The following is an 11,547-nucleotide window of genomic DNA, read 5'->3' as shown; positions in this document are numbered from 1 at the left end:
AGACGTAACATCAGCAATAATCCACTATTCAAGTGTAGATGTTCTTTTTATGATATTAAATTTGACAAATAAAATGGCAGATAAAACTCGTCTATTAGATAGGCGAGTTTTTGTTATAATTGCAACGAGGGGTTAATTAAATATTTTTAATATAAATATTATGTAATAAACAAATAAGGGAGAAACTTATGATAACTCTATACATAACACGACACGGTGAAACAGAGTGGAATCGTGAAAAAAGAATGCAGGGCTGGCTGGATTCAAATCTAACAGAAAACGGTATAAAAAATGCAGTATGTTTAGGTGAAAGATTGAAAGAAATTGAGTTAACTGCTATTTATTCAAGCACAAGCGGGAGGACGAAAGCCACTGCCAACTTGATACGGGGAGAAAGAGATATTCCTGTCATTTACGATGAGAATCTAAGGGAGATTAAACTGGGTCAATGGGAAGGAAAAACTCATTCTTCCATTAAAGAATTGTATCAAACAGAGTTTGAATCATTTTGGAATACCCCACATCTATTTACGACTGATGGAGGCGAAACGTTTGAAGAAACGCGGGCAAGAGTCATTCAGGTTTTAAATCGAATAAAAAGAGAATATAAATCTGGAAATATATTAATTGTTACACATTCTGTAGCAATCAAATGTTTGTATTCATTTTTAAAAAATTCACCAATTGAAACCTTATGGGACCCTCCCTATATCCATGATACGAGTCTTACGATTGTAGAAATGAATGAAAATGGTTTTAAACTTGTGCTAGAAGGAGATATCACTCATCTGGAATCTGTAAATTTTATTTAAGAAAAGGGTCCTGAAGAATGGTCAGCGGATACTATAAAAGTAAAGCGCTATTTCTTTACAGACACATTTTTTCATTAGGAAAATAGTAAATAAGATGAAGAATGATTAAGAGAATAATTACACATACTTTCCTCAATAAGACATTTAAAAGAGGAGCAGTGTAATGCATTGGTATGAGAAGCTAAATCAATATTTTCCTGTAGAAGAAATGAAGTCTAGAGAACATATGGAGACATTATTAAGAGAGAGGTCTGATATCTACCATAAGGATGAGGGTCCTAATCATGTTTTGATGTACGCCGAGTTAGATGATTTTGTCTTTATTGATTATCTTTTCGTTTCAAAAAATGCGCGTGGTCAAGGTCTGGGTCATAAGCTCATCGGAAAAATGAAACAAAAAGGAAAGCCTATTATTCTTGAAGTTGAACCCGTTAATTATGAAGACAGTGATTCAGGAAAAAGGCTGCATTTTTATAAACGTGAGGGCTTTGAACATGCCAATTCAATCGGGTATGAAAGACGGTCGCTAGCTACTAATGAGGTTAATAAAATGGAAATTCTCTATTGGGCTCCAAATAAAGAGCCTGAAGAGTTGATATTTGAAGGCATGAGAAAGACGTATAACAAGATTCATATCTACAAGGATCAACATTTTTACGGTGAATCCTATCAACCTGTTGAAGAGGTTTTGTCCTTTAACGAAGATCCTCAAAATCAAAATATATTAGATGAACTTTAAAAATTGTGCTTTACTCCTATGAGGGTAAAGCATTTTCTTTTTTTGGGAAGGATTTACAGGTTTAAATGCTGAATATATATTGTTGAGAAAAAACAAAGGGTGGAAAGTGGATGAAAAGAATATTAATTTTCTTATTTCTTTCAACGTTTTTAACCTCCTGTAATCCAAGCAATTTAACGATTGGATGTCCAGATGGTGCCATTGAGTGGGTCGATCTGTTAAAGATTGATGATGTTACATTTAAACATCAATTTGACGTAGCACCAAATGAACCATTAAGCACTCAAATTGAAAAAGGAGAGCCTATTGGAAAAGTTACCTATAAAATGGCTGACAATGCCTGCAGTGATCATAAAATGAAAAATGGTGATGCAGCCTATTTAGCAAAAGGAACGACTGTTTATGCTGTAAAAGGCTATCCTTCATCCCTGATGGTAGTAGCAAACGATAAAGTGTATGTGGCTGATCAAAAGAAAGACGCAAAAACAATCGGAGATATTTATCCAATTAAGGATTTGGTTAAGGACATCCATATTGAAAGTACAGATGATGGCAGCAGAATGCATACTTTTTCGCCTGAATCGAAGGACAAGTTTCTTAATGAATGGCTTCTATTAGAAGCTATAGACCACATGGAAATGTATAAAGAGGAAGCATTTGAAGGCAATCGTATATTTTTAGAGATTGAACTGAATAATGGAGTTTCATTTAGAGAGCTATATTGGTCTGATACTAACGCCCTCCATCGCGGTGCCTATGGAAACAAAATTATTAAGGAAGTAATTAAACAAGAAACAGCTGTAATAGAGTAGTTTTTCTAAACAAGTGGAGGTATAAAAGATGAATAGAATAAACCTGATTACGTTAGGTGTGAAAAACATATCTCAGTCACTTAAATTTTATCGTGACGGACTCGGATTTGAAACTTCGGTAACGGAGGATAATCCGGGAATTGTTTTCTTTAAAAATGGCGGTACCAAACTGGCATTGTATCCATTAGATGAGCTTTCCAAGGATATCAATGAAAATGACCCTCCTGCCGGTCAAGGTTTTTCAGGGATTACCCTTGCTTATAATGCAAAATCCGCAGAAGAGGTTGATCGGATCTTTGAAATGGTGGAACAAGCGGGAGGAAGGATTGTAAAAGCCCCGCAAAAGGTATTTTGGGGTGGGTATAGTGGATATTTTTCAGATCCAGATGGATATTATTGGGAAGCTGCCTATGCTGAAAGCTGGAATTTTGATGAAAATGATATGTTAATTATTGAATAATAGTTGAAGCCTTACTTCTCAGAGGTAAGGCTTTCCTAATCAATTCATTTTTTTGTAGTTTTTGGGGAGATGTATTCAATGAATCAAATAAATATCCGACAGTATCAAGAAAGTGATTTTAATAGGATTCAAGTGTTAAACAGAGAAGAGGGCTGGATTAACCTAGTTGAAAAGAATGATGACACGAAGGAAGCATGGAAAAATTCAACAGTTTCATTCGTTGCAGAAACTGAAAGTGACGGAGTAGTTGGCTATATCCGGGGTTTAACGGATGCACAAATCACTCTTTACATTTGTGAACTGTTAATTGATAAAAAGTATCGTGGGTTAGGTCTTGGGGGTGAGCTACTTCAATACGTTCATAATGTATATCCGAAAACAAGAATCGAAATGCTTGCGTCTAGTTCATCTCGTTCTTTTTATGAAGGACAAGGATATCGTCCTTTTTATGGTTTTAGGAAAACGCTAGAAGAATAAAGTTAGGAGAGGTTATAGTGAAGAAAATATATCTTATTAGGCATTGTGAGGCAGAAGGGCAGCCACCTGAAGCAGCACTTACAGAAAAAGGCTTTAATCAAGCCATTCATTTGGCGGATTTGTTGACCGGAATTCCAATTGACCGTATTATTGCTAGTCCATATAAGCGTACAGTGCAATCTATAGAACCCCTTGCAAAGAGACGAAATTTGGAGATTGAAACAAACGATTTATTAACAGAACGTGTACTTAGTTCCGAAAACCTTTCCGACTGGCTTGAAAAACTAAAAGCCACCTTTGATGATTTTGAATTGAAATTCGAAGGTGGAGAGTCTAGTAATGAAGCGGCTAGTCGTATTGTAAGTGTAGTAGAGGAAGTTCTGAAAATTGAATCTCAAGATACCATTATTGTTACACATGGTAATTTATTGTCTTTACTGTTAAATCATTATAATAATGAATTCGGATTTGATGATTGGCGGAATCTACGTAATCCTGATGTGTTTCTTTTGAAAAAGGAAAATAATAAAGTAACCTTTGAGCAAATGCTATTGGAATTAAGCAAGGAATGAAGGGGAATTTATTATAATGAAACTAAGGAATGGTTTAGTTGAAAATTCTGCTATGGTAAGGAGAAAAAATCATGCAAGAAAATAAAATCAACATTAATTCGATTGATGAATACATAAGGCAATTTCCAAAAGAAGTTCAGGATATACTCCAAAATCTAAGAGAAGTGATTAAAGAGTCAGCACCCGATGCAGTGGAAAAGATAAGTTATCAAATGCCCGCTTTTTCCTGGAATGGAAATCTCGTGTATTTCGCTGCTAATAAAAATCATATAGGATTCTATCCAACTCCAAGTGGAATCGCAGCTTTTCAACATAAATTAACAGAGTTTAAAAGCTCAAAAGGGGCAGTCCAGTTCCCTAAAGACAAACCGCTGCCATATGATTTAATTAGCGAGATTGTTAAATTTAGAGTGGCTGAAAATAGGAAGAAAGCAGAGGAAAAGGTGAAAAAGAAATAATCGGGGTGAAACTGGCGGTAATGGAAAAGGAAATCAAAGTTGTTATCGGAGCAGGGGAATACAATAATAATCCAGGGTGGTTACATACCCAGGAAGAAGAGCTCAATTTAATAGATGAGATCACGTGGGGAAACAAGTTTACTTATAATTCCATAACAGCGATTCTAGCTGAACATGTTTGGGAGCACTTAACATTTGAAGAAGGCATTCAGGCTGCTAAACTTTGTTATCAATACCTAAAGCCTTCAGGCTATATACGGTGTGCGGTTCCAGATGGATATTTTCCCGATGAGGAATATCAAAATATAGTAAAAATCGGCGGCCCAGGTCCAAAAGATCATCCCGCTACAAGTCATAAAATCGTTCATAATTACCGAACTCTATCTAAAATGTTTGAAGTCGCAGGATTTCAAGTGACTTTACTTGAATATTGTGATGAAGCAGGTAACTTTCATTTCAGGGATTGGCATGCTGAAGATGGTGTGATTTTTCGGTCGAAAAAGTTTGATCCTAGGAATCAAGGGGATAAGCTATTATTTCCTTCATTAATAATCGATGCAATAAAACCTTAATAAGATTGAGGAGGAGTACTATGAAAAGAATGCCATTTGAACGGCCAACTGAACATTATGATGAAAAGATCTTTCCGATTGACGAACAAATATGTGCTTTACTGAAACAGCGTAAGGATATTTCAAACAACAACCCAGGATTTCCACCACCAGAATACATAAGTGAATGGGCAAAAAAGTACGGTCTTTACGAGGATTTATTGAATTCCGTATTTGGGACACTGCGAATGGAGGATGAGTTTAAACCTCGCGTGGAACCTAAAAACTTTATCAAACATGTACCAATCCTGCAATCTGTTGAAAAGGATGAGCGGTTATATACCCTGACCTTTCTTCGGCAGTACGAGAATGCCACCGTTGTACAACTGAATATGGATTGGGATGACAAGACCGAGGATCTTGACGAGGATCCTCACCTGAGGCACATGCGTCATCATCGTGCTCTCGAACTGAGATTAGGAGAAAACTATGAATGTCGCATAGACAGTGGGAGCGGTTCTGATGGTCACTTCAGACAAAATTTTATTGTGTTTCCTCCTTTACCAGATGATCCTTCAGGACTTACCTTCGTTTTTAAAGAATATCATGATTTTTCCAAGGGCAAACCAACCGGGCTTGAAATTGTGTTTAGATTAAATTAGGAGTGAGAGAGATTAAAACGAAAGTCAATTATCCATATATGTGAAGGAATCGTGCCCTTAAATGACCAAAACGAGGTGCCAAGGGTAAGTTACCTGGAGAATCGTTCCCTTGAACGGCGAAAATGAGCGTTTAAGGGAACAATACTTGGGGAATCGTTCCCTTAAACGGAGTAAACGGGGTTTAGTGGGAACGATACTGTAAAATTCAGTTTTAACAAACGATTATGGTATTATGCAAAAAAGGCAGCCTGTACATTGCCTTTTTAAGCTATGGAGTATTTGTTTCGGGTTTGGCTTTTGTTACGAACAGTATTCCTGGCAATAAAATAACGGATACAACGATTAAAATGATGGCTAACCAATTTTGGTTAGTATCATTGACTCCTGTGGCAAACATCACACCAAATATGCTTGAAGCAAGGATATTCCCTATGAATCTTGATGTCATAAATAGACCTGAGGCCGTTCCACTTTCTGATATAGAAACGAATGAATAGAGCAGCGTTTGTAAACCGATGTTTAGAATACCATTACTCAATCCGATGGTTGATAACACAATAAATATCCAATAAAGTGGAGAGTTAATATTGACTGTCAGTAATAGGACAACACCAACCACTCCTATCAATACCCCTGTTAATAAAGGGATTCTATATCCTGATTTTTCAATCCAACGCGTCGCCAATGGTGTAATAAGCATGGCAAATATGGAAATAGAGAGCATAATGATACCCGTTTGTTTGGAGCTAAGCATTAATACAGACTGTAAATAAATCGGCATTGAAAGGAGCATGGCAAAAAATATCACTGTTGAAAAAATATATTGAATATACAACGATGAAATGTTTAGATTTTTCTTTAGGAAAATAACGTCGATAAAAGGATTTTCTTTCTTTTTTTCAAAGAAGTAAAATAAAAAAGTTAACGCTAATGAAGCGATTAATGCCCATACATTCATACCACTTTCTAACGTTTGGAAATAATACATCCAAATAGAGATTAATAGCCCGAACAAAACAATCCCAATTCCATCCCACTTGAAATTCCTCGTTGTACTCTTTTCATCTTTCGGAATAGTGAGGGTAGCCAAAATAGCAGAAATAAAGATAATTGGAAAGTTAACATAAAAGATAATATGCCAGCCGCCCTGTTGAATTAACAGCCCGCTGATTGTCGGTCCAAATGCTGCCGAGGTGGTAGCAAATACCGATAGTGTACCGATGACTCTATTTTGATTTTTTTCAATATATGTACGAACGATTCCTATCCCGGCAGGATATAGCGCAGACGTTCCGATGGCTTGTATCGATCTCATTCCTAGTAGAAACGGCATATTCGGCGATAATGGTGCGGTAAAGGAAGAAATACCTACCAAGAGTAGTCCAAATAGGAAAATTTTTTTCCTTCCATAATAATCACTTAATTTACCAATAAGGGGTAAGAAAATAGCACTAATTATAAAATAGGAAGCAATCAACCATGCAATATCTTTTGAGGTAAGCAAAAACTCATTTTTTATCTCTGGCAATGCAACCGTGATCATCGTTGTGTTTAGTGGGTTAAGTATTACACCCAATGCGATAGCAACGATTAGAAAATTTTGATTTTTTATGAATGAAACATTCTTTGTTACAGACATCACACACAATCTCCTCTTAGATAAATACTATTAATTAATAGTAGCAAATTATGGTCCTTTTGAGAGAGATAATTAAAAACTATTCTGAGTAAATGCTAAAAGCAGTGCGATTTACTCGAAATCCACTGCTTTTATGTTAGATGTTATATGAGTTATTTCTAATTTAGCACTAGTTAGAGTTTGTTTGCTTTTCCTTGATATTTCATCTTAAACTCTGCTTCACTCATGTTTGGATTCTTTCTAGGTGTAGTTTTATTAAGAGCCTTCTTCAGCTCAACACTCGCATCATCATTTGTATTATACTTTCCATCCATCGTAATCCCTCCTTTTTGTTACTTAGTATCAAACCTAAATCATTTGTCTATTCTCCTGCGTCATCACTACCGTCGTCTATGCCATCATCCCCAGCATCATTATCATCAAAAAAATGATTAATTTTTTCAATGATAGTTTGTTTAGGTTCCAGAAGTTCATTATCAGTACTTGCTCCCATAAAGGTTGAAATTGAATAGGTCTGAATCATTTGCTGCTTATTTTTTGTTAAGATAAAGAAGAGTATAGTAATGGAAAGAAGGACAAATAAAATTATTAATATTAATTTAATCAAGTAACCACTCCTAACCTTGTCCGTTATAAAACTCTATGATGCAGAAAATTATTTATACTCTTTTTAAAAAAAGGTAAAAAGATTAGGATGTGATTGTAATGTTTCAAGCAACTCTTTTATTTATTCTTGCCGGAATTGCAGAGATAGGAGGGGGCTATTTAATTTGGCAATGGATGCGTGAAGGGAAGCCTTCCTACTGGGGACTCATTGGCGGGCTCGTTTTAGCCTTATACGGTGTAATTGCGACCTTTCAGTCATTCCCTTCATTCGGGCGAGTTTATGCTGCCTACGGGGGAGTGTTCATTGTGCTTTCAGTTTTATGGGGCTGGTGGATCGATAAAAAAACACCTGATCTATATGACTGGGTTGGTGCGGGAATATGTATTGTTGGTGTTTTGGTGATGTTACTGGCACCACGGCATTAATAAAAGAGCTTGGAATCCTACCGAAAAACAAATCAGAAAAACCAGAAAATTAAAAGAAAATAGCAAGGGTTTATACCCTTGCCATTTCTAATGATTATTAAAGGATTATTTATTTGCAAGTTCATATTGCGAAATCTTATCCTTATAGTTAAGCGTTACACCAATCTCGTCCCAGCCGTTAAGCAGCATTTCCTTTGGATATGGAGCGATATCAAAAGTAAACTCTAACCCCTGATTATCGGTAACCACTTGGTCTTCGAGATTCACAGTAAGTGAGTACTCCTCAGATTCAGCTTTTCGCATAATACTTTGAACCTGTTCTTCACTTGCTTGAATCGTAAGAATACCATTTTTCACACAGTTATTTTTAAAAATATCTGCATAGCTCTGAGCAATAACCACTTTAAAACCAAAGTCCTGAATCGCCCATGGTGCATGTTCACGAGAGGATCCACAGCCAAAGTTTTCGCCAGCTACTAAAATGGAGGCTCCTTGATATTTTGGATGATTCATTGAAAAATCCTTACGAAGGTTACCTTCATCATCAAAGCGCCAGTGATAGAATAAGAATTGTCCAAAACCGCTTCGCTCAATTCTTTTTAGAAATTGCTTTGGAATAATCTGGTCTGTATCAACATTACTTCGGTTTAAAGGACAAACGATACCTGTATGAATGCGTAGTGGTTCCATTTATAGTACCTCCTGTGCTGTGAACTTGCGAACATCGACGAAGTGACCTGCAACAGCCGCCGCAGCAGCCATTTCAGGACTGACAAGGTGTGTACGAGAACCGTTTCCTTGGCGGCCTTCGAAGTTCCGGTTAGAAGTGGAAGCACAGCGTCCGCCTGGAGGAACGATATCATCATTCATAGCAAGACACATACTGCAGCCAGCTTCACGCCATTCAAAACCTGCGTCTATAAAAATTTGATCAATGCCTTCTTTTTCGGCAGCCAATTTCACACTAAAAGAACCTGGAACGACAATTGCCTTCACCTTAGGGTTTACCTTACGGCCACGGATGACATCTGCCGCACTGCGTAAATCACTTAAGCGTGAATTTGTACAAGAGCCAATAAAGACATGATCGATCTCCACACTAGAAATAGGCTGATCGGCTTCAAGTCCCATATATTGTAGGGCACGAGAAATTTCATCTTTTTTATTCGCTTTTTCTGCATTATCTGGATTTGGCACTGTTGCTGTAATTGGGATGCACATACCCGGGTTTGTTCCCCATGTAACCTGCGGTTCAACCTCCGATGCCTCAATTTCAACCACTGCGTCATATTCTGCACCTTCATCAGAGGCAAGTGCCTGCCATTTTGCAACGGCTTCCTCAAAAGCTTCACCCTTAGGAACATGACGGCGTCCTTTTAAGTATTCAAAAGTTGTTTCATCTGGAGAAATCAAGCCTGCTCGTGCACCAGCCTCAATGGACATATTACAAACCGTCATACGCTCTTCCATGGAAAGAGAGCGTATCGCTTCACCTGTATATTCCATCACATAACCAGTTCCAAATTGAACCCCAAATTTACCGATAATCGCTAAGATTAAATCCTTCGCTGTCACGCCTGTTCCAAGCTTGCCATTTACTTTCACATTCATTGTTTTTGGAGGTGCTTGCCAAAGTGTTTGTGTAGCTAAGACATGTTCTACTTCACTTGTCCCAATTCCGAACGCCAGCGCGCCAAACGCACCATGTGTAGAAGTATGACTGTCACCACAGACGATTGTTTTTCCTGGCTGTGTTAGACCAAGTTCAGGACCGATTACATGTACAATCCCATTGTCGGGATGTTGTCGATCAGAGAGTTCAACGCCAAATTCCTGACAATTTTCTTTTAATGTATCAATTTGCTTCTTAGAAACAGGATCTTTGATCACGTTTCGATCACGTGTGGAAACATTGTGATCCATCGTTGCATAAGTAAGATCTGGCCTGCGTACTTTTCGTCCGTTCATTCGTAATCCTTCAAATGCCTGAGGAGAGGTTACTTCATGAACTAGATGCAAATCAATATAAAGTAAATCAGGTTTTCCTGCTTCTTGATGTACAACATGCTGCTGCCAAACTTTTTGAATTATATTTTTGGGTTTTTGCATAGTGTCCTTCCTCACGTTTCTAGATTTAGTAAAGAGGGGGTATTCATCCCCGGAAAAAGAAGATCCTTGATATGGAGAAGCAGCTGGACCGTTGAGCCCAGCTGCGACTAGTTAAACGTAACAGCTCATGATACATTTTGATGCGTTTTGGGACTTAATATAATCGACAATTAGACGGGTCATTTCTTCTGTGCCTACTTGTCTTCCTTCAGGAATGTGAAGGTCTGCTGTATGGCATCCACTATCTAACACAGACTGTACCGCATCCTCGATTAATTTTGCCTCATCATTTAATTGGAAAGAGTAACGCAGCATTAATGCAGTTGATAAAATCATTGCTGATGGGTTGGCGATACCTTTTCCTGCAATATCTGGTGCAGAACCGTGAACAGGCTCATATAAACCAACTCCATCTTCACTCAAAGACGCTGAAGCAAGCATTCCTAGTGAACCTGTTAGGACAGAGGCTTCATCACTAAGAATGTCACCGAACATGTTCTCTGTAACAATAACATCGAACTTGGTTGGATTAGTGATTAATTTCATTGCTGCCGCATCAACCAATACATGCTCAACCACCACGTCTGGGTACTGAGCTTTTTTCTCTTCGACAATTTCGCGCCACATTTTACTGGATTCTAATACATTTGCTTTATCAACTGAAGTAAGGTGTCCACGTCGTCCTTGTGCAGCTTGGAAGGCTTTGTCTACAATTCTTTCAATCTCTTTACGAGTATAAGCGAGTGTATCAACAACAGTTTGACCGTTGTCGCGTCGTTCACTTGGAGTACCAAAGTAAATACCGCCGGTTAATTCACGGACGATTAATAAATCGCTGCCTGCAACAATTTCTTCTTTTAGAGGAGAAGCATGCAGCAAATTTTTAAATCCTTTAATGGGTCTTAAATTTGCGAATAAATCAAGGGCCTTACGAATACCGAGTAATCCTCTTTCAGGGCGTAAATGGGAGGGGTTGTTATCCCATTTCGGGCCGCCAACCGCGCCTAATAATACAGCATCAGCCCGCTTACAAGCGTCAACTGTTGTTTCCGGCAGCGGAGTGCCGTATAGGTCAATGGCTGCCCCTCCGATCTCATGGGTTTCGAAGTTAAAACTGTGGTTAAATTCTTCCGCAACAGCATTCAAAACATCTTTTGCAGAATTAATAACCTCCTTGCCGATCCCATCACCAGGTAGTAATACAATACGTTTTTTCATTCGAAG

Annotated in this window: 16 protein-coding genes; 10 read left to right on the top strand and 6 right to left on the bottom strand. The window is 37.8% G+C overall.

Annotated features, from left to right (window positions below; all coding sequences use genetic code 11):
* Window positions 1-188: 188 nt before the first annotated feature.
* The 9 genes from MLOOGBEN_RS08165 to MLOOGBEN_RS08125 all read left to right on the top strand — a co-directional run bounded on the left by MLOOGBEN_RS08165 (window position 189) and on the right by MLOOGBEN_RS08125 (window position 5,543).
* Entirely contained in the window at window positions 189-812 is a 624-nt protein-coding gene (locus tag MLOOGBEN_RS08165) for a histidine phosphatase family protein (protein ID WP_179157761.1), read from the top strand.
* A gap of 163 nt (window positions 813-975) precedes the next feature.
* Complete coding sequence (locus tag MLOOGBEN_RS08160; RefSeq protein WP_179157760.1) at window positions 976-1,551, top strand: GNAT family N-acetyltransferase; 576 nt, start codon at window positions 976-978, stop codon at window positions 1,549-1,551.
* Between the two features lie 110 nt (window positions 1,552-1,661).
* The gene (locus MLOOGBEN_RS08155; protein WP_179157759.1) at window positions 1,662-2,363 is read left to right on the top strand and encodes a hypothetical protein; all 702 of its coding nucleotides are present in this window, start codon (window positions 1,662-1,664) and stop codon (window positions 2,361-2,363) included.
* 28 nt (window positions 2,364-2,391) lie between these two features.
* Window positions 2,392-2,823 (top strand): VOC family protein, encoded by a 432-nt coding sequence (locus MLOOGBEN_RS08150; protein WP_179157758.1) that lies wholly within the window; start codon window positions 2,392-2,394, stop codon window positions 2,821-2,823.
* A 78-nt stretch (window positions 2,824-2,901) separates the two neighbouring features.
* The gene (locus MLOOGBEN_RS08145; RefSeq protein ID WP_306430733.1) at window positions 2,902-3,300 is read left to right on the top strand and encodes a GNAT family N-acetyltransferase; all 399 of its coding nucleotides are present in this window, start codon (window positions 2,902-2,904) and stop codon (window positions 3,298-3,300) included.
* 17 nt (window positions 3,301-3,317) lie between these two features.
* A complete protein-coding gene (locus tag MLOOGBEN_RS08140; protein ID WP_179157756.1) occupies window positions 3,318-3,872 on the top strand; it encodes a histidine phosphatase family protein in 555 nt (184 codons plus the stop codon).
* A gap of 71 nt (window positions 3,873-3,943) precedes the next feature.
* Window positions 3,944-4,330 carry an iron chaperone gene (locus MLOOGBEN_RS08135; protein ID WP_179157755.1) on the top strand — a complete coding sequence of 129 codons (387 nt, stop codon included), beginning with the start codon at window positions 3,944-3,946 and terminating at the stop codon, window positions 4,328-4,330.
* 20 nt (window positions 4,331-4,350) lie between these two features.
* Window positions 4,351-4,902, top strand: a complete 552-nt coding sequence (locus tag MLOOGBEN_RS08130; RefSeq protein WP_483296383.1) for a class I SAM-dependent methyltransferase — start codon at window positions 4,351-4,353, stop codon at window positions 4,900-4,902.
* A gap of 20 nt (window positions 4,903-4,922) precedes the next feature.
* Window positions 4,923-5,543 (top strand): hypothetical protein, encoded by a 621-nt coding sequence (locus MLOOGBEN_RS08125; RefSeq protein WP_179157754.1) that lies wholly within the window; start codon window positions 4,923-4,925, stop codon window positions 5,541-5,543.
* 268 nt (window positions 5,544-5,811) lie between these two features.
* Here MLOOGBEN_RS08125 and MLOOGBEN_RS08120 read toward each other — a convergent pair whose 3' ends face one another.
* From MLOOGBEN_RS08120 to MLOOGBEN_RS08110, 3 genes are all read right to left on the bottom strand, one after another.
* Window positions 5,812-7,182 carry an MFS transporter gene (locus tag MLOOGBEN_RS08120; RefSeq protein ID WP_179157753.1) on the bottom strand — a complete coding sequence of 457 codons (1,371 nt, stop codon included), beginning with the start codon at window positions 7,180-7,182 and terminating at the stop codon, window positions 5,812-5,814.
* Window positions 7,183-7,355: 173 nt separating this feature from the next.
* Window positions 7,356-7,496 (bottom strand): hypothetical protein, encoded by a 141-nt coding sequence (locus MLOOGBEN_RS08115; protein WP_179157752.1) that lies wholly within the window; start codon window positions 7,494-7,496, stop codon window positions 7,356-7,358.
* Window positions 7,497-7,543: 47 nt separating this feature from the next.
* Entirely contained in the window at window positions 7,544-7,789 is a 246-nt protein-coding gene (locus MLOOGBEN_RS08110; protein WP_179157751.1) for a hypothetical protein, read from the bottom strand.
* 98 nt (window positions 7,790-7,887) lie between these two features.
* Between MLOOGBEN_RS08110 and MLOOGBEN_RS08105 the strand changes: the two genes are divergently transcribed.
* The gene (locus tag MLOOGBEN_RS08105; RefSeq protein WP_179157750.1) at window positions 7,888-8,214 is read left to right on the top strand and encodes a YnfA family protein; all 327 of its coding nucleotides are present in this window, start codon (window positions 7,888-7,890) and stop codon (window positions 8,212-8,214) included.
* Window positions 8,215-8,319: 105 nt separating this feature from the next.
* Here the strand turns inward: MLOOGBEN_RS08105 and leuD are convergent, their stop codons facing one another.
* From leuD to leuB, 3 genes are all read right to left on the bottom strand, one after another.
* Window positions 8,320-8,904: a 3-isopropylmalate dehydratase small subunit gene (gene leuD, locus MLOOGBEN_RS08100; RefSeq protein ID WP_179157749.1), complete on the bottom strand. Its 585-nt coding sequence runs from the start codon at window positions 8,902-8,904 to the stop codon at window positions 8,320-8,322.
* Entirely contained in the window at window positions 8,905-10,323 is a 1,419-nt protein-coding gene (gene leuC / locus MLOOGBEN_RS08095) for a 3-isopropylmalate dehydratase large subunit (RefSeq protein ID WP_179157748.1), read from the bottom strand.
* A 111-nt stretch (window positions 10,324-10,434) separates the two neighbouring features.
* Window positions 10,435-11,541: a 3-isopropylmalate dehydrogenase gene (leuB, locus tag MLOOGBEN_RS08090; protein ID WP_179157747.1), complete on the bottom strand. Its 1,107-nt coding sequence runs from the start codon at window positions 11,539-11,541 to the stop codon at window positions 10,435-10,437.
* Between the last annotated feature and the right edge of the window lie 6 nt (window positions 11,542-11,547).

This window comes from Bacillus sp. EB106-08-02-XG196, from assembly GCF_013396335.1.
In the GTDB taxonomy this organism is placed as follows: Bacteria; Bacillota; Bacilli; order Bacillales; family Cytobacillaceae; genus Neobacillus.
This window is presented reverse-complemented; position numbering and strand designations above follow the sequence as displayed.

Coding starts and splice junctions, on each gene's coding strand:
- MLOOGBEN_RS08165 (WP_179157761.1), top strand. CDS start 189: ATGATAACTCTATACATAACACGACACGGTGAAACAGAGTGGAATCGT.
- MLOOGBEN_RS08160 (WP_179157760.1), top strand. CDS start 976: ATGCATTGGTATGAGAAGCTAAATCAATATTTTCCTGTAGAAGAAATG.
- MLOOGBEN_RS08155 (WP_179157759.1), top strand. CDS start 1,662: ATGAAAAGAATATTAATTTTCTTATTTCTTTCAACGTTTTTAACCTCC.
- MLOOGBEN_RS08150 (WP_179157758.1), top strand. CDS start 2,392: ATGAATAGAATAAACCTGATTACGTTAGGTGTGAAAAACATATCTCAG.
- MLOOGBEN_RS08145 (WP_306430733.1), top strand. CDS start 2,902: ATGAATCAAATAAATATCCGACAGTATCAAGAAAGTGATTTTAATAGG.
- MLOOGBEN_RS08135 (WP_179157755.1), top strand. CDS start 3,944: ATGCAAGAAAATAAAATCAACATTAATTCGATTGATGAATACATAAGG.
- MLOOGBEN_RS08130 (WP_483296383.1), top strand. CDS start 4,351: ATGGAAAAGGAAATCAAAGTTGTTATCGGAGCAGGGGAATACAATAAT.
- MLOOGBEN_RS08125 (WP_179157754.1), top strand. CDS start 4,923: ATGAAAAGAATGCCATTTGAACGGCCAACTGAACATTATGATGAAAAG.
- MLOOGBEN_RS08120 (WP_179157753.1), bottom strand. CDS start 7,182: ATGTCTGTAACAAAGAATGTTTCATTCATAAAAAATCAAAATTTTCTA.
- MLOOGBEN_RS08115 (WP_179157752.1), bottom strand. CDS start 7,496: ATGGATGGAAAGTATAATACAAATGATGATGCGAGTGTTGAGCTGAAG.
- MLOOGBEN_RS08105 (WP_179157750.1), top strand. CDS start 7,888: ATGTTTCAAGCAACTCTTTTATTTATTCTTGCCGGAATTGCAGAGATA.
- leuD (WP_179157749.1), bottom strand. CDS start 8,904: ATGGAACCACTACGCATTCATACAGGTATCGTTTGTCCTTTAAACCGA.
- leuC (WP_179157748.1), bottom strand. CDS start 10,323: ATGCAAAAACCCAAAAATATAATTCAAAAAGTTTGGCAGCAGCATGTT.
- leuB (WP_179157747.1), bottom strand. CDS start 11,541: ATGAAAAAACGTATTGTATTACTACCTGGTGATGGGATCGGCAAGGAG.